Below are 19,552 nucleotides of genomic sequence, written 5' to 3'. Positions count from 1 at the left end.
GCTTGCCAGAATTTATTTATTTTTTGGGGGGGAAATGGTTAACTATCAGACAATAATAAGGTTCTCGCATCAACATCGCCCAAATCTGGTGCACGGCAGGCTCTGAATCGGGCAGCGCTATGAACCTGATACATTCTGGGTATTAACCTGTTCAGCAGCCAACTACACAACACGCATTGCGATCAGATTATCGACACTTCCGTCACCCGCGAGGTCATTTTTGCCCGCCAGGTAACGCGTACGGAGAACAGAAATGCGTATTGCCCTGAAATCAGCGCTAATGCTGACGACCAGAGTCATTCAGATCATTAACCCTGAACTGCACCGGCATATGCAACGAACGGCCTTAATCGCCCTGACGCTGGCGCAAAGGCTGGGGCTGCCTGCCGAGCGACAGCAGACCATTTTTTGCGCCGCGCTGCTGCACGATATCGGCGTGCTGGGAGATAAACGCACCATTCATTCGCTGAATGCCATCGATAACATCCACGATCCGCATCAGCGCCAGGGGGCGGCGATGCTGGAAGGGTTAGTGACCTTTCTGCCCATTGTCCCCTTCATTCGCGATCACCATTTTAGCCCGGACCACCGGGGTAGCCGCGAACAGCATATTGTCTATTTCGCCGATGCCTTTGAACGGCTGCTGCCTGCCGGGAGTCACGTGGCCGGCTGGCCCACACGGGCGGTGGTGGAACAGTTCGTCTCCCTGCACCGGGAGATCGATCCGCCGCTGTGCGATATGCTGTGCGAGGTCGCTGAAAATGCGAACTTCTGGCAGCACCTTCATCCCGGCCATATTCAACGGCTGCTGGAAATTATTGGTCCCATCAACACGCTGTATCTGGATATTCATGGTCTGAAAGATATCTGCCTGCTGATTGCCAAAATAGTCGACACCTACAGCAGCTTTACCGCCACCCATAGCATCATGGTGGGGGAAATCGCCCGCCAGCTTGCCCGCTGGATGCAACTGCCGGAGCCCATCTGCCAGCAAATTCAGATTGCCGGCTATCTGCACGATATCGGCAAGATCTCTATCCCGCTTTCCATCCTCGAAAAAGAGGGCGAACTGGATGAGGACGAACTGAACCAGGTGCGCGAGCACAGCTATATGACCGGCGAGATCCTCAGCGACTACAGCGAGCTCGGCGACATCATTAACTGGGCGTCGAATCACCATGAAAAACTGGACGGCAGCGGCTACCCTCTGCATCTCGAAAAAGATCATCTGACCCTCGCCGACCGTATTATCTCTATCGCCGATATTTTCACCGCGCTGACCGAAGATCGCCCTTATCGTAAAGGAATGGCCTGGCAGGAGGCCTTACAGATTATGGAAGCGGATGTTATAAATGGCGCTCTGGATAGCGATGTCTTTCTCGTTTTGCGCCACCATGCGGAAACGCTGCACGCCATCATTCTTCAGACCCTCGAACACCCCCGCAGCGAGCACCGCCCCTGAGGCAGGCCGCCGTCATGGCGGGGGGCGAGTTCTATAATTAAAACAGCTTCATCTGCATGCAAGGAAATACAGGGTGAGAATCGCCACCATCACCAACTGGGCTTACGGGATCACCGTCGGCCTGACGCTGGCATCCGGCAGCGCCATGCTTATGGCCTCCAGCGCCGACCGCGTCGAACGCCAGGCGGTACAACAGCGCCAGGTCTTTGATACCCTCTCCGACGAGGTGGAAAACGACGCCTGGGCGCTGTCTGACCTCGCCCGGCTGTACGTGGTTAAGCCTTCGCCGGAGACGCTTACGCAGTATCAGCTACTGCAGCAGACCGACAAAAGCATTGAGCAGCGGCTGGCCGGACTGAAAGATAACGGCGCCAGCCGCGAGGAGCTGGCGCTACTCCAGGATGGTCTGCGGATCGCCGATGAGCTTCAGGATGAACAGCAGGCGGCCCTGACGCATGTCGCCCGCGGCGATGCGCCAGCGGCCATCGCGGTGCTGTACGGCAAAGCGTATGAGACCGAACTGGAGCGCATGCAGACGCAGATCGATCGCTTCCGTCAGATGCTTGAGCATCGCGCCGCCATCGCTATCGACCAGGCCACCGAGCGCTCGCGGATCTGGCGTACGCTGTCGGAAATCATGGTCGGCCTGACCGCCCTGATGTTTTTGTTTGTCCTCGGCTTCATTCTCAAACGCCGGGTGCTGTACCCGGTGGTCCGTCTGAGCGACGTGGTGCAGCGTCTCGCCTCCCAGGACTATGCGGTGGAGACGCCGCACTTCACCCAGGTGGATGAGATTGGCGATATGGCCCAGGCGATCCGCATTTTTCGCGAGAACGGCCTGGCCCGCCAGCAGCTGGAGCAGCAGCGCGACGCCGACTGGGCGATCCGTGAACTGCTGGCGCGTATGACCCAGCGTCTGCAGGGCTGTGAAACCATAGAGGATGTGATTAAGGTGGCGGAGCTGTTCGCGCCGAACATCGCCCCGACGATCCCCGGTAAACTGTATATTCTGGATACCGATCCATGGCAGATGCGCTGCGTGGCGCAGTGGCTGTCGCCCGCCGGGGAGACGACGTCCTTTGCTCCCGACGACTGCTGGGCGATACGGCGGGGACTCAGCCATCCGCCGGTGCAGGGTGAGCCCGATATCACCTGCTATCATCTGCCGGAGGCGCACGCCGGCCAGTCGCTCTGCGTACCGCTCATCGCCCAGGGCGAAGCGATCGGTCTGCTGAGCTTTCAGAACGTCACCGCCAGTGACGCCCCTTCCCGGGCTTACCTGGAGCTGATGGCCGAAGCGCTGGGGCTGGCGCTCGCCAATCAGCGTTTACGCAGCGCCCTGCTGGAAAAAGCGTTGTTCGATTCGCTGACCGGCCTGCGTAACCGCCATCATCTTGATGAAGCGCTGCACTCGCAGATGGCGCTGGCGGTCCATACCCACACCCCGCTGAGCTGCCTGATGATCGACATCGATCACTTCAAAGCCATCAATGACCGCTACGGCCATGAAGCCGGGGATCTGGTGATTAAGAGCGTCGCGACCATTGTGCAGCGCGCGGTGCGCGATATCGGCATGGCTTTCCGCTACGGCGGCGAGGAGTTTTTAGTGCTGCTCCCCGGGATTGACGAAGCCGGGGCGCACCAGTGCGCCAGCGAGATCTACACCCAGGTGCACAATATGACGCTGCGCGATGGCCTGACGGAGATAGGCCAGGTGGATGTGTCGATTGGCATCGCCAGCTACCCGCAGCACACCCAAAGCGACAGCCTGCTGCGCGCAGCGGACGCCGCGCTGTACCGGGCGAAAGAGCTGGGCCGTTCAAGGATTGTCAGCTTTGGCCGCCTGAAGACCCGCTAAGCGGGATTATTGCTCAGCGGCATTAAGCAGTGAGATAACTTTCCGCACCACCGCCGAACGGAAATGGCGGTGGTAAACCATGCTCAGCTCACTCTCCGCCAGCCGATCCTGGAGATCGATATACACCACGTTATCCAGGCGTAAGGCCCGCGCCGAGACCGGCACCAGCGCCACCCCCACCCCGGCGGAGACCAGGCTAATCATCGAGGTGACATCGTTAATTCGCTGCACCACCTGCGGCGTAAAACCCGCGACGCGACAGGCGTCAATAAATACCTGCTCCAGTCCGGTGCCCTGCGGATCGTCAAGCGAGATCCAGTTGTCAGTGCGCAACGAGGCCAGATTGAGCGCCCCCACGCCTGCCAGCGGATGCTGTTGATAAAGCGCCAGGCAAAGTTTTTCCCGCACAAATGGCCTGACCACCAGCGCGTCCGGCGGTGACGCCAGCGGCGCGCGGATGATGGCGATATCCAGACGCAGATCCAGCAGCGCTTCGTAGAGCATTTGCACATCCCCCTGCACCAGCGACAGCTCAATCCCCGGCCAGTCAGCGCGCAGCTCGCGCAGGAGCCCCGGCAGTTTGCTGTCATACATCGCACTGGAGACATAGCCCAGATGCAATCGCCCCTGCTCGCCTCGCGCGGTGCGCTGGGCGTCCAGGACCGCCTGATCGGCCATCTCCAGCGCCAGCCGCGTCTTCTGCAAGAAGGCCTCGCCCGCGGCGGTGAGGGTCAGGCGCCGGTTAGCGCGGGAGAAGAGCACCACGCCCAGGCGCTGCTCGAGTTGTTTAATCTGCTGGCTGAGGGCGGGCTGGGCGATATGTAACCGCTCTGCCGCCCGATGCATATGTAATTCTTCAGCAACGACCACAAAATGGCGTAACGCTCGCAAGGACATGGCCGAACTCCGCGAAGTAAATTAATAATAAAAATCTTATCAATAATGCATGAATGATGCAATTGATAACCATTAGCCTGCGAAGCATACTGTGCGCATCGACACGCTAAGGAGAACATCATGACCGCACCGATTCAGGATCTGCGCGACGCTATCGCGCTGCTACAACAGCATGACAATCAGTACCTCGAAACCGATCATCCGGTTGACCCTAACGCTGAGCTGGCCGGCGTCTATCGCCACATCGGCGCGGGCGGCACCGTGAAGCGCCCCACCCGCATCGGCCCGGCGATGATGTTTAACAATATTAAGGGCTATCCGCACTCGCGCATTCTGGTGGGCATGCACGCCAGCCGCCAGCGGGCCGCACTGCTGCTGGGCTGCGAAGCCTCACAGCTGGCGCTGGAGGTAGGCAAAGCGGTGAAAAAACCGGTCGCGCCGGTGGTCGTTCCGGCCAGCAGCGCCCCCTGTCAGGAACAGGTCTTTCTGGCCGACGATCCGGATTTTGATTTGCGCACCCTGCTCCCGGCGCCCACCAACACCCCGATCGACGCAGGTCCCTTCTTCTGCCTGGGCCTGGCGCTGGCCAGCGATCCCGACGACGCCTCGCTCACCGACGTCACCATCCACCGCTTGTGCGTCCAGGGCCGGGATGAGCTGTCGATGTTTCTCGCCGCAGGCCGCCATATCGAAGTGTTTCGTCAGAAAGCCGAGGCCGCCGGCAAACCGCTGCCGATAACCATCAATATGGGACTCGATCCGGCTATCTATATCGGCGCCTGCTTTGAAGCGCCGACCACCCCGTTTGGCTATAACGAACTGGGCGTCGCCGGTGCGCTGCGTCAGCGTCCGGTAGAGCTGGTACAGGGCGTCAGCGTCCCGGAGAAAGCCATCGCTCGCGCCGAGATCGTTATCGAAGGGGAACTGCTGCCGGGGGTACGCGTCAGAGAGGATCAGCACACCAACAGCGGTCACGCGATGCCGGAATTTCCTGGTTACTGCGGCGGCGCCAATCCGTCGCTGCCGGTCATTAAAGTCAAAGCGGTGACCATGCGAAACAATGCGATTCTGCAGACGCTGGTAGGGCCGGGCGAAGAGCATACCACCCTCGCTGGACTGCCAACGGAAGCCAGTATCTGGAATGCTGTCGAGGCTGCTATCCCGGGCTTTTTACAAAATGTCTACGCCCACACCGCGGGCGGCGGTAAATTCCTCGGGATCCTGCAGGTGAAAAAACGCCAGCCCGCCGACGAAGGGCGTCAGGGGCAGGCCGCGCTGGTAGCGCTGGCGACCTATTCCGAGCTGAAAAATATCATTCTGGTCGATGAAGATGTCGATATCTTTGACAGCGACGATATCCTGTGGGCGATGACCACCCGTATGCAGGGGGATGTCAGCATCACGACAATCCCCGGCATCCGTGGTCACCAGCTGGATCCTTCCCAGACCCCGGCATACAGCCCGTCGATCCGCGGAGAGGGTATCAGTTGCAAGACAATCTTCGATTGCACGGTGCCGTGGGCGCTGAAATCACACTTCGAGCGCGCACCGTTTGCCGATGTCGATCCGCGTCCGTTTGCGCCAGAGTATTTTGCCCGGCTGGAAAAAAACCACGGTCAGTAAAATCAGGTGGTATCCGCCGGAGCACGGCGGCATCTTCCGGGCCAGCATTACCTGCAGCGGGTGGCTGACGCAGGGTTAGTTGATCGCGGCGGAGAGGTCTTTTTTCACCTGCTCACGCTGCTCGGGGGTCAACACCTGGCTCACGTCGAAGTAGTATTTCACACGATAATACCGCACCTGCTGGTCCAGCTGGCCAAAGGCGGCCAGCTGCTGTTTGACCTTAGCGTCATCCCATTTCCCGGAGTGAATAACGTCTGCCAGGGCACCATCCTGATAGCCGCTGATTTTAATCTGGCTTACATTGTTTTCGAATCCCTGACGCAGCGCCTGGATTTTGGCGACCTGCTCTTCACTCAGCTTCAGGTGCTGGACGACCGGATCCTGCGAGACAGACGGTACATCGGCGGAGGTCGACGCCTGGCTGGCTGCCGTAAAGCAGGTGGTCAGCGCAATGGCGAGCAGGGTGTTACGCAAGCGAGTATTCACAGTGAATGATCCTTCAGAAAAGAAAATGAGAGGCGATTATCACTGCGCTAATAAAGACTATCTGTAACAAAGGGTTAATTTAAAACTGGATAAAAAAAGGATGGTAAGAAACAGAAATCAGATCCCGGGTCAGCAGCACAGAAAGATATATTCATCCTTCCAGTAACGGCCCTGTCCAATGATATCCCCGGCGGCGCTGATTAACTGTTTTTGCTTTTCGGTTTCAATCCCCTCAACGATCACATGGCTGGTCAGGGTATGAATAGATTGCAACAGCCCGGGAAAAGCGGGGTCGTTTTCTTTATCCCAGAAGTAATCTTTATCCACTTTGACGCAATCGAAGCGGAAGCGCTCCAGCAGCGGGAAGGACGTCCGTCCGCGGCCAAAATCATCCAGCCAGACCGGGCAAAGCGCCGCCAGCGTGCTCAGCGCCGTCAGCTCACGTCCGGCGATAAACTCGTGAAAGTTCTCATTTATTTCCAGAGCAATGTGTTTACAGGAGCGCAGGAAATCACAGAGATAGCGATCCGTCAGAATAAAGTGGCTTAATAAATCATCAATGTTCAGCGATATCGGCTTATTATCGACCCGGGCGAAATCAAATACAGAAAGTAACTCGATTTGCCGAATAAATAGAGCAAGCTTATCGCGTTCGGTAAGCGTGGAGAAAGAAAACGTCGACGCAGAGGTGGTATTTTGTGCGGGTGCTATAATATCTTTAGTAAGCAACTCCCACGAGTGGTAGCTGCCGTCATCGCTAATAGCGGGCTCCAGAACGAAGCGATAAGAGGTATTTTTCACGTTTTCTTCAACCATTTAAAAAATACCAAAAATAAGAAAGGGTTAAAGCATGTCATATATTTTCCGCCAACAAAAATAGTTTAAAGTGATCGATAATAATCATTCGATAGTTAAAAACTATCAAGATATAATTTATTGATCGGTAAATTGAATTAATATAAATTAGCCACTGCTGTAACTCCCTCTGAAAAGTCAATTAAAATATTGTTTCAAACCAGACAGTTACCAGAGTATTCTGCGTAAAGCCTGGTCGTCTCACGCTTTGTGCTGCCAGGTAAAAAAAGAGAGGGGTAATAAAAATGAAAAATACAAGCCGCCAGTTTTAGTAATATCATTATGCCGAATATGAATAACGCTGCGTCCTGAGGCGCCGCTTCGCCTGGCATGCCATGAGTCCTCAACAAAAAAGTGTGACTCAGTCGACAAAACGTCATATTTTCCCGCTATCCTGCAGCGAAGAAGAGTGAAGTGGATGACAGGCAGTGAAAAAAATAAACGTGATTCCGCTGGGGCTGATGCTATTCATGCTCATCGCCAGCGCATGGCTGGGCCCTGCGCCGCGGCACACCGGCAGCATGCAGTGCGTTTGGTTTGACGGGGCAATGGTGAGCTGCCTGCCGAAGCAACGACTGGGCGAAGGCTCGCCGCATCATTTACTGGTCAGACGATAAACCGGTACTCGCCGGGTGGTGTTGAACAGATTATCGCAGGCTTCCACCTCTTCCGTGACAATTCCCATGCCGGACCGGCGCAATTGCGCAATGTCCGCCGCCACCCGCTGACTGCCGAACCAGAACAGCGCATCAAGCGCGGTAACCGGCAAGCCGGCAAGTAACGCATGGCGAAGCCGCTCCCGGGCCGGCTTTATCTCGCGGGCAATCTGCTGGTACGGGGCTGCCGTCGGTCCCTGCGGATCGACGCGACGGATACGGTTTGACAGGTGGTAATGGAAGGACTCCGGAATCGGCTGTAAATCCTGCTTCAGACTGTAGACACAACCGTAACGTTTGCCGTTGAAAACGGCGGCTTTACGATTGAGCTGCAGCTGATCGCGCACGTCGGCGATCAGCTGCGGCGCGCGCACCAGCAGCAGGCGAAAAGGCAATTCGAAGCTGGTGACATAGTCGACATTCAATAGCGCAATGCGCAGACGCTCCTCAGCCCCGGCCTGCTGCTGACGACACTCCAGATAGACCTCACGCCACTGCGCTCTGAGCCGTGGCGACTCACCGGCTTCGGTAAACTGGTATTTTTCAATATCGTAATCAATTCTCCCGGCCACCGCGCATTCCTTTCTGAATCAGTCCGGCGTCATAATAACATCCTCTGGCGCAGTACCCTATGCCGAGCGTCCTCGCGCATCCCCTTCCCGGTTATTTACGATACAGATAACGGGTGATGACCACATCAAGGAGATACAGCAGGAAAATAACGCTGCTTAACCACAATAAACCTGCGAATAAATCAAGTAATTGCATCGTTGCTCCCTCACTGTTAGCCATCGCCGAATGACGCCCCTCACCATAAAGTAGTTAAGTTCTGCCTTAACAGCCACCGAATAAATTTATTTAGTCAAAAGAAAGCCCGGCGCTATTGTACGTTCATTTTACTGTCATCAATTTGTCATCATAAAATGTCTATCATCAACCCGCGCCGCAGGGTTGCCCCGCGCCCCCATGGCATCCAGGAGAAACGCGCGGCCACAGGTTTAACAACATGGAATAATATCGCCCCACCGTATCCTTAATGACATTGCATCATCTTATATCAGGCGCCACTGTCATCCTGCTGAATAATCGGTAATGACTCCAACTTACTGATAGTGTTTTATGTTCAGATACTGCCCGATGACTTTGTCATGCAGCTCCACCGATTTTGAGAACGACAGTGACTTCCGTCCCAGCCTTGCCAGATGTTGTCTCAGATTCAGGTTATGTCGCTCAATGCGCTGAGTGTAACGCTTGCTGATAACGTGCAGCTTTCCCTTCAGGCGTGATTCATACAGCGGCCAGCCATCCGTCATCCATACCACGACCTCAAAGGCCGACAGCAGGCTCAGAAGACGCTCCAGTGTGGCCAGAGTGCGTTCACCGAAGACGTGCGCCACAATCGTCCTCCGTATCCTGTCATACGCGTAAAACAGCCAGCGCTGACGTGATTTAGCACCGACGTAGCCCCACTGTTCGTCCATTTCAGCGCAGACAATCACATCACTGCCCGGCTGTATGCGCGAGGTTACCGACTGCGGCCTGAGTTTTTTAAGTGACGTAAAATCGTGTTGAGGCCAACGCCCATAATGCGGGCGGTTGCCCGGCATCCAACACCATTCATGGCCATATCAATGATTTTCTGGTGCGTACCGGGTTGAGAAGCGGTGTAAGTGAACTGCAGTTGCCATGTTTTACGGCAGTGAGAGCAGAGATAGCGCTGATGTCCGGCAGTGCTTTTGCCGTTACGCACCACGCCTTCAGTAGCGGAGCAGGAAGGACATCTGATGGAAATGGAAGCCACGCAAGCACCTTAAAATCACCATCGTACACTAAATCAGTAAGTTGGCACCATTACCGCCGGGATGGAGGCGGTGTCGCCCGCTTTTTCAGCCGCCGCCAGCAGAGAGGTGTAGCAGGCGATCTCAAATTGCTCGAAGACGTACCCGCTGATCGAGCCTTTGACGATTTCATCGGAAGGAAACATTCCGCCGATGGACTGGCCGAGAGCCGCCATTTTACTCATCGAATCTTTAATCACCGAGCGCGAAATGTCGTTGCGGTCGAGGATCTCTTCCAGCACGGTAATTTGCCGTTTGGTCTCATTAATATGCTGTTCAATTCTGGCACGGAGATCCGGATAATTATCGATACGGCCAGCCATCGATTCGAGCATGGATTCTGCCTGCTTTTCCATGGCATGCGCATCGCGTAGCCAGTCATGATAATGTTCAACGTGATTCATGGTCATTTCCTCGTGTCAGGGCGCGTTTATTTTTCCGCTTTTTTATTAATGTTACCTACCGCCAAATCGGTTAATTTAACGTCGGTTTGCTTTTCTTCTTCCAGCGTTTCGGCCAGCAATTTGACCGCTTTTTTATAGCCCAGCTGTTCTGCCAGGGTGACCAGGGTGCCGTAACTGGCAATTTCGTAATGCTCGACCTTTTGCGCAGCGGCAATTAGCGCAGCATCTCGTACCTCATTTTTTTCCGTGCTCTCAACGACTTCATTGGCCTCTTCGATTAATCCTTCCATGGCCACGCATTTCATGCGTTTGATTTTCAGGCCGGATTCCTGCTCAATAATCTGGTCAATACGTTCAATCTGGCCCTGGGTTTCTTCGAGATGAGCATTGAACGCCGCGCTGAGTTTTTCACTGGACGCCGCTCTGGCCAGTTTAGCCAGCCCGCGGGTTAATTGTTTCTCTGCGCTGTAGGTATCTGAGAGCAGGTGAATAAATACATCTTCAATGCTTTTCATATTCATAGAAATACCTTCTGGAGTCAGAAAATAACTGCGAGTCTATACAGACTCGCAGGAGATACTTTCACTTCAGGGTGCAAGGAAAAAGATAATCAGGAATTATCGGACTTGCGGCCACCGCCGTGGCTGTTTTGTCCGCCTTTTTTACCCGCTTCGGACGCACGCTGCGGATCATTTTTAAAGTTCCCGCCGCTGTGCTGACCACCTTTACGACCTGCTTCAGAAGCTTTTTCACGGTCTTCAGCAAAATTACCGGAACCACCACGATGCTCTGCCATATTTCACCTCATGTATATCGGTTATGTCAGTACGATACGAAAATATTCCGTATCACTCGTCGTTCGATATTTAACTCTAGCGGGTAATGCTGGTTAGTCAAATTATTATTCCGTTTTCCCGACGTCTTTCAGCAGTAATTCGGAATAATTCTACAACACACATTAAAAATAACCAGACGGCACATCACCGCTAACTTACCGTGTGCGGGGAAATAATACCTGCAGACCTCGTATTATCGATACAATCGGAGTACTCCTGTTGAGGTATATAACGAAGCGGCGCGGCGAGGCTTCGTCGGCATGAAATTCAGAACTTTTCTAAAGATAACCAATAAAAAAAGCCGCTGGGGGAGCGGCTATCAAATAAAAAAATGGAGCGAATATCATGCCTGATTAAGGCTAGCCTTCTTCATCCGAATATGCAAATAACCCAACAAACCAAACGTGAAATAAGCGAAACGTAAAACACACCCAACAACTGAAATATCACGCAGTTCCATTACTTGTACTCTACGCTTTATTTTTACGGTGGTTTATCGGTGGCCATCGCGTCAGGTCAATATGCCTTTGCGCCTGATGCGGTCAGCCGTTCTCTCCAGGAGAATATGCAATGAAAGCACTCACTTATCATGGTCCCCATCATGTCAGCGTCGACACCATGCCCGACCCGGCCCTTGAGGCGCCGGACGATATTATACTGCGCGTCACCGCGACGGCGATTTGCGGTTCCGATCTCCATCTTTACCGCGGAAAGATCCCCGGCACGCACCACGGCGATATTTTCGGCCATGAATTTATGGGGGAAGTGGTGGAAGCGGGTTCCGAGGTCACCGCGGTCCGCAAAGGCGACCGGGTGGTTATCCCGTTTGTGATCGCCTGCGGAGACTGCTTCTTTTGTCGCCTGCAGCAGTATGCCGCCTGCGAAAGCACCAATAGCGGCCAGGGGGCGACACTCAACCGAAAAGGCATTTCGCCACCGGCGGCCCTGTTTGGCTATAGCGATTTGTACGGCGGCATCCCGGGCGGCCAGGCAGAATATGTACGGGTCCCCAAAGCCAATACCGGTCCATTTAAAGTGCCTGACACCTTACCCGATGAAAAGGTGCTGTTTCTGTCAGATATTCTGCCCACCGCCTGGCAGGCAGTAAAAAACGCCGAGGTCAAACCCGGCAGCAGCGTGGCTATTTTTGGCGCCGGCCCGGTAGGGCTGCTGTGCGCCTCCTGCGCCAGGCTCAATGGCGCAGAGCAGATATTTATCATCGATCATAACGATTACCGACTCGATTTCGCGCAGCAACGCTATGGCGCGATCCCGATAAACTTCGACACCCATGACGACCCGGCGCAGTGGATTATCGATAACACGCCGGGACATCGCGGCGTCGACGCGGTGATTGACGCCGTGGGCTTCGAGGCGAAAGGCAGCCTCACGGAAACCGTCCTCAGCAACCTGAAAATCGAGGGCAGCAGCGGAAAAGCCCTGCGTCAGTGCATCGCCGCCGTGCGCCGCGGCGGTATCGTCAGCGTGCCCGGGGTTTACGCCGGTTTCATTCATGGGTTTATGTTTGGTGATGCCTTTGATAAGGGACTGACCTTCAGGATGGGGCAAACCCACGTCCATGCCTGGCTGCCGGACCTGCTGGCGCTAATTGAGCAAGGGCTGCTCACCCCGGAGGAGATCGTCACTCACCATATGCCGCTGGAGGAGGCCGCGCGCGGCTATCAGATCTTTGAGAAACGCGAAGAGGCATGCCGCAAAGTCATCCTTGTGCCGGGGATGCAGCCCGGGAAGGCAACGCTTTGAGGCGGAAGTTAATCCGCCCTTCTCGGCAGCCAGTCCGGGCCGTGATATAAAAACAGCATGCGTTGACCCGCCGTCGCTGATACAGCCGTTAACCACAGGAGAAGTTAATGCTCGAGTTACGCCCGAATTGCGAATGCTGTGATAAAGATCTGCCGCCAGACTCACCCGAGGCGTTTATCTGCTCGTTCGAGTGTACTTTTTGCCGGGACTGCATGACGGCGCGGCTGCACGGCTATTGCTCTGGCCTGTTCAAACCATAAGGCCGCAAGTCGCACCAGGGCATCAAACGCTTTCTTTTTTTGCCGTTCACAAGCGCGAAAATATACTGGCAAACTGCCATTACCATCGCTTATCTGCCTACAGGCATACTTCGCTGCCCACCGAAGCATCCTGCTCGGGCCGTCAGTAGACTGCGGGGACATTCACCACGGAGCACACTGATGATTGCGGTACTTTTTGAAGCCGACGCCTTACCAGAAGCACAGGAAAGATATTTACAGCTGGCGGCCGGGCTGACGCCTTTGCTTTCAGACACGCCGGGGTTTATTGCCATTGAGCGCTTTCAGAGCCTGAGTACGCCCGGCAAAATCCTCTCGCTATCCTGGTGGGAAGATGAAGCATCGGTGGCCAACTGGCAGCAAAATGAGCGGCATCTGGCTGCCCAGCGCGAAGGCAAAGCATCGATTTTTTCATACTACAGAATACGCGTTGCCCGCGTGTTCCGGGATTACGCATCGGATCGGGGAGCACAGCCAGATGTATGACATTCACGTGATTCTCAGCAACACGCCGGGCTCGCTTGGCGCAATGGGTATGGCGCTGGGTAACAACGGCGTGGGGCTCGAAGGCGGTGGCGTATTCACCACGCCTGATGCCGGACATGCGCATTTTCTGGTGGAAGACGGTGAGAAAGCCCGCAGGGTACTGACCGAGGCTGGTTTTGCCGTCAGCAGTGTATGCCGTCCTCTGATCAGAAAGTTACCTCAGGAACGACCTGGTGAACTGGGAGACATCGCAGACACCCTGGCCCGCAATGGCATTAATATTCTGGTACAGTACAGTGACCACCGTAACCGGCTCATTCTCATTACCGATGATGACACCCGGGCAGCGGAAGTGACCAAAAAATGGGCCATACTTTCTGAATGAATCTCCTGAAAACGCAGCAAGACAGTGAGCCAGAGGAGGCGCTGGAAACCGCTATGGCGATGGTGGCCTCCGCCCTCTCTGACCCGTCAAGGGTCAGTATTCTATGCGCGCTAATGGATGGGCGCGCATGGACGGCAACCGAACTCAGTACGGTTGCCGAGGTGTCTGCCTCCACCACCAGCGGGCATCTTGCCCGACTGCTCAGCAACGGGCTGGTGGTGTGTCTCACGCAGGGGCGTCACCGCTATTACCGCCTGGCGGGCGCGCATATCGCCGTGCTGCTGGAAAACCTGATGGGCGTCTCTATGCAGGCGCATAAGACGCTTCTCCCCAGCACGCCGGTTAATCTTCGTTACGCACGCACCTGCTACGACCATCTGGCTGGCGAACTGGCGGTGAATATTTATGAGTTTATGCTGCGGGAAAAATGGCTGGCGGCCGATGGACTGGCCCTGACATCAGCCGGTAAAGCCCAGCTTGAACGCCTTGGCGCAGTACTGAACACCCGCCCACGACGTAAGCCTTGCTGCCCCTGTCTTGACTGGAGCGAAAGACGTTTTCATCTGGGCGGCGATGCCGGATCGGCGCTGATGGTGCTGCTTGAGCAGAAAGGATGGATAACCCGCACACCGGGATACCGGGAAGTGCAAGTGACCGACAGCGGCAGAGTGGCGCTGTCCCGGCTGTTTAACCTGAAGGTGAGCGGATAGCCTGAGTTTAGGTTACATCACATTTTCGCCGACCTGCTCCGGTTTAGGCCGGTCGGGCCATCAGTAAGACGCCTGGCGTTCAATCCCTGGCCACTTGCGATCTGGCGATAAACTGCGCTATTCCTGTCACGAAGTGCATGGCATTGATGGACGTTGTGCTGCGGGAAATCGGCGCTGGCATCGCGCAGCGAGCGCCCGGCAAAAGCATTGACTGAATATCAAAAAAAGCGGGAGCCCATCGGCTCCCGCTTTTACTTAATCCACCAACGGGATTACATGTTCGCGATAATCGCGTCGCCAAACTCTGAACATTTCAGCAGTTTCGCGCCTTCCATGCCTTTAACGATCAGGTCTTCGGCTTCGAACCACTGCATGTGGCGCAGCAGTAGTTAACTAACAACATCATTACTTATTGATTTAAAAAGAAAAATAGGTGTTTTTGATATGTGGTTAATGTTTTTAGCCTAAGCCCTAACCTATTGAAATTCATTAGTATATTTTCAGTTTTGATAACTGGCTTTGAGTTTTTCAGCTCATCTGGATAGTGAATTATTAGCCAATAATACTCACTCCCTGTGAGTCGGGTTAAATATTTCGGATGTTCTAATTCATGCTTTGAAAGCATTATAAAAATACTATAAAAAAGCCTCGAAATTCGAGGCTTTGATTGAAAGCGCCATCACTATAATATTATTTTAATAATTATCTACCATGTAATTATTGCTCTTTTCCAAACCACCTTCCCTTTTTTCTCTTCTTTTACATACAGAATCTTTTTCATAATAAAATAAAAAACAAGAGAAAGCGCAATTATAGTAATATATGCACCGATACCGAAAGATACCAGAAACACAACTAAGATTCCAAAGAGCGCTACCAGTAAAGACGTACCGATAGATACCAAATTAATTCTTTTGCGAGCGTCTCTTGATACATACCCTTTAATCTGAAATGCATGGCAACTTTGGCAGCGGTCCTCAGCAATTAAATATGCACCACAAAATGGACATTTTTCATCTTTTGTTATCATTTATTTTAAATCTCGACATAATAGTAATCGCTCATCCACAACCTTCCCTGGCAAGCGCAATCAACAACAGAATGTACTTTATTTTTTTGTTCTATTGTCTCAACTCCCTCAACAATTACGAAATTGCAGTATGATTTTACTTCATTTAATATCTTAAATAATTTACTCTCATACTGTATTTCCCAGAAATAATCTTTATCGATTTTTATACATTCAAAATTAAACATCTGAATAATTGTAATACTTGTTAAGCCCCTCCCAAAATCATCCAGCCATACTGGACACAATTTCGAAAGACACTTTAAGTCACTCATACAGCATTTAGTATTAAATTCATGAAACTCTTCGTTAATCTCAAAGGCAATGTTTTTTTGTTTTTTTAAGTAATCGCTAATATATTTATCATTCAAGATGTAATCGCTAATTAGGCTGTCAACATTCAACGAAACTGGCTTTAACTTCAATTTAGAAGCGTCAATTTCTTCAATTGTCAATATCTGTTTATTAAACAAATCGATTTTTTCTTTGTCACTTAGTGCGCTGAAACAAAAAGCATTTTCATTAGCAAGATAACCATTAGCATTCTTTTTTTTAACATTTTTCGTGAGAATTTCCCAAGAATGTACAGAACCATCTTTTTTGTAAGATGGTTCTAAAACAAATCTATAGGATTCTATTTCCACACTGTTCTTTATCATTAAAAAAAACACCGGAACTAAGAATAATCCTAATCGTGTCATAATTAAATATGAAAGAGAAATAGTTTAAAATGATCGATAACGATCTAATGATAGGTGAAAACTATCATACTTTGAGTATCGATCGATTATTCAAATCAAATGAAACAAAAGGTAAAAAAAGAAACATGATTTCATTATTAAAACTATTTGGATCAGATAGTTGCATAAAGCGAATGACTTGGGTGGCAGATGTCCAATGTAAGTTGAAAGGCGCTTGTGGTTTCGAAGAGATTAATCCTTGTTAAAACCGTGGATAATAAACGTTCTTAAACATATATATGTATAAAATAATGAGAAAAGAAATCATATCATCTTCAATTATTTGGTATACAATATCCATCCTTTCCGTTACGTTTAACTTCATATAGCATTTCATCAGCCTCTTTGATCCACTCGATGATTGATTCTTTATTTTCTGCACAAGAAATACCGATACTGACGGTACAGTACATATCTTTGTGGGAAGGCAATGAAAGATCTTTAATATTTTTTTGAATTAAATGAACCATAGCTATAACAAGCTTGCTATTACTGTTGTTAACAATTATAGCCAACTCATCGCCACCAATTCTTGCTGGCACGTCCTTCTCACCAGCGCACTCTCGTAATATTGTTGATATACGAGATAACACCGCATCGCCTACTTCATGACCATAGGTATCATTAATTTTTTTAAAATTATCAACATCAATGAGCATAAGATATGAATGAGTTCTTTTTTTACGCGTCGCACGAAAAGCACTTTCCATTTTCTGCTCAAAAAAACGGCGATTTGGAAGATCTAGACCAGGATCCATCAGGGCCTGCTTTTCCAGTAACTCCCTTCTTTTCCTCAACTTTATAGATAAATGTCTTGAAACTACACTCAATACAATGGGATAGCAGGTTGCCAAGGGTAAAGAAAGCAATACCGTTCGGGTACTGAATTCAATCGTATATCTGAAATCATTTGCTAACCAAACTGCCAGGAAACTAATCATCATACACGTTAATGCTGGTTTTAAAATTTTCCATCCACCAGCAGCATAGCGATCAGCTATTTGAACTGAAATTATGAATAATGATGGAATTGGACTAACTTGCATTACGGCTATCCAGATACCAGCCCAGAATGAATCAAGTATCATATTCTTTTTTTCAGTACCCAGCATATCCTTCGACATCATGCTTGCCAGATAAGCAACCGATGGCCAGATGAGTGCATTCAGAATTAACAAGGCTATTGTTATTTTTTGATGTGACTGCTCCTGGAGGACAGAATATATAGGAAGAAAGCAAAGAACGACACCAATCTGACGTAAAAAAAATACTCGTTTAATAAACGATGAATTTCTATCAGATATGTATTTTTCATCCGGGAAATTTGTTAACATAGAAAGCCTATTAAAAATCGCTAAGAACCGATATCACTACAACCCACGAAATAACAAGATAAAACCGCCCTGCATTACAAATTTATAACATGGGTGTAAAAATTACAAGATTGCACTTCAATTAATTATAAACGTGTCAATAATAATATTTAGCATCCATTTCCCTGAATCTATCTTTATGATTTCTATCTGATGGAAAGTATTACTTTAGTTTTAAATCCTTAAACATGAAAACCCAACAGGATTTAGCACTATTGCATTATTAATTTTGGTAGGTTATTAAAAAACGACACAACATCTGACCAGTAGAACTTTACTTGAACTTACTTATCGTTTACTGCAAATTATTCTGTGATGTACACAGCAATTAATGTCGTTTCAGTTGCCCCCGGCAAGTGCCTCCGGGGGATTTTTTATGCTCCTCAACTTTCTAGGTCGTCAACTCGCCTAATCAAATCCTGTACCACGGTCACCAAATCGGCGATGATGGCCGTGTAATCCACATTCATCACCCTGAATTTTTCGCCATCAATCTCCTGCTCGATGCCGGGGAAGGTATACAGGTCATCAACTTTCTCAGCTTGCTGGGCTATAAACCCACGCCTCCTGCGTGTTTCGCCCTTCATATTGAACTCGCATACCCCCAGCGCGTTAATGCGCCTGGAGGCACCTTCCTGAGATTCCGTAAAATCCTCTTTCAGCCGCACGTCTGAGCCGGTAGTCAGGACGTCCCCTTTGCCAGTGGAAATGGTGCCGCCAGCACGGAATATCCATGCGTCAGTACGTCCGAACCCATCCGCGTACAGCACAAGCCGGTGCTCAGTCCCGACCTGCTCTTCCATGTACATCTGTACGTAAGCCCCGTCCACGTCACCATAGGCCCCGCGCCCGGCCATCAATGAGCGTACCGGATTGGAGGTCAGTTGCGTTCCGATGGCTGGGTTTGCTGGCATGGTCGATGATGCTGTGATCCTCCCGTCCGTTACCCAAAAACTTTGTACCTGCGCGTTCAGGCGGTTCTGCCTGTCGTGGATAAGGCGAGCGGTATAATCCGCACTGCTGCCGTTGTAGTGGAAGTCAATGTAAGGCGTGCTCATTGACAGCTCGATCGCCTGCGTCAGAACCTTCCCCTTTGACGTGTTATCGATGTTGCCGCCAGCTGATAACCCACCGGGCAAAGTCGTCTGGTTATCGGTCCCAATAACGAGGATGTCATCAAAGGTATCTGACGGTGACACAGTGGTCGCTCTTGAACGCTGAACCCTGAACGGTGTTCCCGAGCCAACGGCAATTGTCCCGCCTTGCCCCTTTTTTTTGAGCAGAGCCAGATCTGAGTTCTTACCGAGAATAAAACCGGCATTATCGCTGGTTATAACCTGCGAGCCGTCGAGTTTGTTTCCTCCGGTGAGTTTTGCCAGCGCGTTAAGATCCGATGCCTTCGCCATCCCGCCTATCGCCGGCACGGTCACCTGCTTTCCGGTGATCGGGTCAGTCAGGGTGATATTGCCACTGCCGGTCAGGGCCATCGACCAGCCCTCCACCACACTACGCCAGAATGCAAATGCGCTGGCCAGCTGGTTAGCAAACGACGAGGTACTGGCGGTTTCAGCGGTTATAATGCCGTAACTGGCGCCGGAAAATGCGGTGGTGATATGCCGGGTCAGCGTCAGCTGCGTGTCACTGTCCACGGATTTGATCGCATACAGGTCAGCACTACCGCTGCGGTAGACCACCAGAATCGACCCGGGCAGTATCCCCAGCGCCACCTGTGACCATTTTGTTGTCGCACCTGTCACCCGTGCCTGCGACGCTGCACCCGTGACGGTGCCGACTTCATACATCGCCATAATAAAGTTCCTCCTGTATGATTA

General features: G+C 51.7%; 19 protein-coding genes and 3 pseudogenes. 9 read left to right on the top strand and 13 right to left on the bottom strand.

All coding sequences use genetic code 11. From position 1 onward, the window contains the following. Positions 1 to 253: 253 nt before the first annotated feature. The gene (locus A1WC_RS16000; protein WP_016160698.1) at positions 254 to 1,462 is read left to right on the top strand and encodes an HD domain-containing phosphohydrolase; all 1,209 of its coding nucleotides are present in this window, start codon (positions 254 to 256) and stop codon (positions 1,460 to 1,462) included. A 73-nt stretch (positions 1,463 to 1,535) separates the two neighbouring features. Next, complete coding sequence (locus tag A1WC_RS16005) at positions 1,536 to 3,320, top strand: diguanylate cyclase (protein WP_016160697.1); 1,785 nt, start codon at positions 1,536 to 1,538, stop codon at positions 3,318 to 3,320. A 6-nt stretch (positions 3,321 to 3,326) separates the two neighbouring features. Here A1WC_RS16005 and A1WC_RS16010 read toward each other — a convergent pair whose 3' ends face one another. Next, a complete protein-coding gene (locus A1WC_RS16010) occupies positions 3,327 to 4,217 on the bottom strand; it encodes a LysR substrate-binding domain-containing protein (protein WP_008807694.1) in 891 nt (296 codons plus the stop codon). Positions 4,218 to 4,337: 120 nt separating this feature from the next. Here A1WC_RS16010 and A1WC_RS16015 point away from each other — a divergent pair, with 120 nt between their 5' ends. Beyond that, positions 4,338 to 5,840 (top strand): UbiD family decarboxylase, encoded by a 1,503-nt coding sequence (locus A1WC_RS16015; protein WP_016160696.1) that lies wholly within the window; start codon positions 4,338 to 4,340, stop codon positions 5,838 to 5,840. A gap of 75 nt (positions 5,841 to 5,915) precedes the next feature. Here A1WC_RS16015 and A1WC_RS16020 read toward each other — a convergent pair whose 3' ends face one another. After that, the gene (locus tag A1WC_RS16020) at positions 5,916 to 6,326 is read right to left on the bottom strand and encodes a Spy/CpxP family protein refolding chaperone (protein WP_016160695.1); all 411 of its coding nucleotides are present in this window, start codon (positions 6,324 to 6,326) and stop codon (positions 5,916 to 5,918) included. Between the two features lie 129 nt (positions 6,327 to 6,455). Beyond that, positions 6,456 to 7,142 (bottom strand): EAL domain-containing protein, encoded by a 687-nt coding sequence (locus A1WC_RS16025; RefSeq protein ID WP_016160694.1) that lies wholly within the window; start codon positions 7,140 to 7,142, stop codon positions 6,456 to 6,458. 467 nt (positions 7,143 to 7,609) lie between these two features. On the opposite strand from A1WC_RS16025, the gene A1WC_RS27885 reads away from it, so the two are divergent. After that, on the top strand, positions 7,610 to 7,798 hold the full coding sequence (locus tag A1WC_RS27885; RefSeq protein ID WP_032691162.1) for a hypothetical protein: 189 nt from the start codon (positions 7,610 to 7,612) through the stop codon (positions 7,796 to 7,798). Here A1WC_RS27885 and A1WC_RS16030 read toward each other — a convergent pair. The 5 genes and pseudogenes from A1WC_RS16030 to A1WC_RS16045 all read right to left on the bottom strand — a co-directional run bounded on the left by A1WC_RS16030 (position 7,777) and on the right by A1WC_RS16045 (position 10,875). Continuing rightward, positions 7,777 to 8,409, bottom strand: coding sequence for a hypothetical protein (locus tag A1WC_RS16030; protein WP_016160693.1), 633 nt, complete (start codon positions 8,407 to 8,409; stop codon positions 7,777 to 7,779). The two genes, A1WC_RS27885 and A1WC_RS16030, sit on opposite strands and share 22 nt — an antisense overlap. 531 nt (positions 8,410 to 8,940) lie before the next feature. Continuing rightward, positions 8,941 to 9,638 (bottom strand): IS1 family transposase gene (locus A1WC_RS0125020; protein WP_227525708.1). Its coding sequence is split into 2 segments (ribosomal slippage): positions 8,941 to 9,389 and positions 9,389 to 9,638, totalling 699 coding nucleotides; the frame shifts between segments, so codons are not numbered across the junction. Positions 9,639 to 9,689: 51 nt separating this feature from the next. Further along, positions 9,690 to 10,079, bottom strand: a pseudogene (locus A1WC_RS16035) (ferritin-like domain-containing protein); the annotation flags it as partial. A gap of 26 nt (positions 10,080 to 10,105) precedes the next feature. Then, complete coding sequence (locus A1WC_RS16040) at positions 10,106 to 10,600, bottom strand: ferritin-like domain-containing protein (RefSeq protein WP_008807707.1); 495 nt, start codon at positions 10,598 to 10,600, stop codon at positions 10,106 to 10,108. Positions 10,601 to 10,689: 89 nt separating this feature from the next. Next, entirely contained in the window at positions 10,690 to 10,875 is a 186-nt protein-coding gene (locus tag A1WC_RS16045) for a general stress protein (protein WP_004150795.1), read from the bottom strand. Between the two features lie 610 nt (positions 10,876 to 11,485). Between A1WC_RS16045 and A1WC_RS16050 the strand changes: the two genes are divergently transcribed. The 5 genes and pseudogenes from A1WC_RS16050 to A1WC_RS16065 all read left to right on the top strand — a co-directional run bounded on the left by A1WC_RS16050 (position 11,486) and on the right by A1WC_RS16065 (position 14,538). Beyond that, on the top strand, positions 11,486 to 12,679 hold the full coding sequence (locus A1WC_RS16050) for a zinc-dependent alcohol dehydrogenase (protein ID WP_008807708.1): 1,194 nt from the start codon (positions 11,486 to 11,488) through the stop codon (positions 12,677 to 12,679). Between the two features lie 107 nt (positions 12,680 to 12,786). Further along, positions 12,787 to 12,918 (top strand): annotated as a pseudogene (locus A1WC_RS26050) (DUF1272 domain-containing protein); the annotation flags it as partial. A gap of 201 nt (positions 12,919 to 13,119) precedes the next feature. After that, positions 13,120 to 13,443 (top strand): antibiotic biosynthesis monooxygenase family protein, encoded by a 324-nt coding sequence (locus A1WC_RS16055; RefSeq protein WP_012542151.1) that lies wholly within the window; start codon positions 13,120 to 13,122, stop codon positions 13,441 to 13,443. Next, positions 13,436 to 13,828 (top strand): amino acid-binding protein, encoded by a 393-nt coding sequence (locus A1WC_RS16060; RefSeq protein ID WP_012542152.1) that lies wholly within the window; start codon positions 13,436 to 13,438, stop codon positions 13,826 to 13,828. Before A1WC_RS16055 ends, A1WC_RS16060 begins: the two co-directional genes overlap by 8 nt. Then, a complete protein-coding gene (locus A1WC_RS16065) occupies positions 13,825 to 14,538 on the top strand; it encodes an ArsR/SmtB family transcription factor (RefSeq protein WP_016160689.1) in 714 nt (237 codons plus the stop codon). The genes A1WC_RS16060 and A1WC_RS16065 overlap by 4 nt, the downstream gene beginning before the upstream one ends. A gap of 272 nt (positions 14,539 to 14,810) precedes the next feature. On the opposite strand, the pseudogene A1WC_RS28255 reads toward A1WC_RS16065, so the two are convergent. The 5 genes and pseudogenes from A1WC_RS28255 to A1WC_RS16080 form a co-directional block, all read right to left on the bottom strand. Then, positions 14,811 to 14,927 (bottom strand): annotated as a pseudogene (locus tag A1WC_RS28255) (hypothetical protein); the annotation flags it as partial. 317 nt (positions 14,928 to 15,244) lie between these two features. Beyond that, positions 15,245 to 15,568, bottom strand: coding sequence for a hypothetical protein (locus tag A1WC_RS26045; protein WP_071599409.1), 324 nt, complete (start codon positions 15,566 to 15,568; stop codon positions 15,245 to 15,247). Positions 15,569 to 15,573: 5 nt separating this feature from the next. Next, positions 15,574 to 16,266, bottom strand: a complete 693-nt coding sequence (locus A1WC_RS16070; protein ID WP_032691158.1) for an EAL domain-containing protein — start codon at positions 16,264 to 16,266, stop codon at positions 15,574 to 15,576. A gap of 356 nt (positions 16,267 to 16,622) precedes the next feature. Next, entirely contained in the window at positions 16,623 to 17,681 is a 1,059-nt protein-coding gene (locus A1WC_RS16075; RefSeq protein WP_016160687.1) for a diguanylate cyclase, read from the bottom strand. Positions 17,682 to 18,103: 422 nt separating this feature from the next. Then, positions 18,104 to 19,528 carry a tail fiber domain-containing protein gene (locus A1WC_RS16080; protein WP_016160686.1) on the bottom strand — a complete coding sequence of 475 codons (1,425 nt, stop codon included), beginning with the start codon at positions 19,526 to 19,528 and terminating at the stop codon, positions 18,104 to 18,106. Between the last annotated feature and the right edge of the window lie 24 nt (positions 19,529 to 19,552).

It is taken from the genome of Klebsiella sp. KTE92 (genome assembly GCF_000398905.1).
GTDB lineage: Bacteria > Pseudomonadota > Gammaproteobacteria > Enterobacterales > Enterobacteriaceae > Klebsiella > Klebsiella variicola.
Note: the sequence above shows the minus strand (reverse complement) of the source record. Positions and strands in the feature narration are given on the sequence as shown.

Bases quoted from the DNA above. Each gene is read 5' to 3' on its own strand.
- A1WC_RS16045 (WP_004150795.1), bottom strand. From the start codon at position 10,875: ATGGCAGAGCATCGTGGTGGTTCCGGTAATTTTGCTGAAGACCGTGAA.
- A1WC_RS16040 (WP_008807707.1), bottom strand. From the start codon at position 10,600: ATGAATATGAAAAGCATTGAAGATGTATTTATTCACCTGCTCTCAGAT.
- A1WC_RS26045 (WP_071599409.1), bottom strand. From the start codon at position 15,568: ATGATAACAAAAGATGAAAAATGTCCATTTTGTGGTGCATATTTAATT.
- A1WC_RS16010 (WP_008807694.1), bottom strand. From the start codon at position 4,217: ATGTCCTTGCGAGCGTTACGCCATTTTGTGGTCGTTGCTGAAGAATTA.
- A1WC_RS16080 (WP_016160686.1), bottom strand. From the start codon at position 19,528: ATGGCGATGTATGAAGTCGGCACCGTCACGGGTGCAGCGTCGCAGGCA.
- A1WC_RS16050 (WP_008807708.1), top strand. From the start codon at position 11,486: ATGAAAGCACTCACTTATCATGGTCCCCATCATGTCAGCGTCGACACC.
- A1WC_RS16070 (WP_032691158.1), bottom strand. From the start codon at position 16,266: ATGATAAAGAACAGTGTGGAAATAGAATCCTATAGATTTGTTTTAGAA.
- A1WC_RS16015 (WP_016160696.1), top strand. From the start codon at position 4,338: ATGACCGCACCGATTCAGGATCTGCGCGACGCTATCGCGCTGCTACAA.
- A1WC_RS16000 (WP_016160698.1), top strand. From the start codon at position 254: ATGCGTATTGCCCTGAAATCAGCGCTAATGCTGACGACCAGAGTCATT.
- A1WC_RS16025 (WP_016160694.1), bottom strand. From the start codon at position 7,142: ATGGTTGAAGAAAACGTGAAAAATACCTCTTATCGCTTCGTTCTGGAG.
- A1WC_RS16055 (WP_012542151.1), top strand. From the start codon at position 13,120: ATGATTGCGGTACTTTTTGAAGCCGACGCCTTACCAGAAGCACAGGAA.
- A1WC_RS16060 (WP_012542152.1), top strand. From the start codon at position 13,436: ATGTATGACATTCACGTGATTCTCAGCAACACGCCGGGCTCGCTTGGC.
- A1WC_RS16065 (WP_016160689.1), top strand. From the start codon at position 13,825: ATGAATCTCCTGAAAACGCAGCAAGACAGTGAGCCAGAGGAGGCGCTG.
- A1WC_RS16075 (WP_016160687.1), bottom strand. From the start codon at position 17,681: ATGTTAACAAATTTCCCGGATGAAAAATACATATCTGATAGAAATTCA.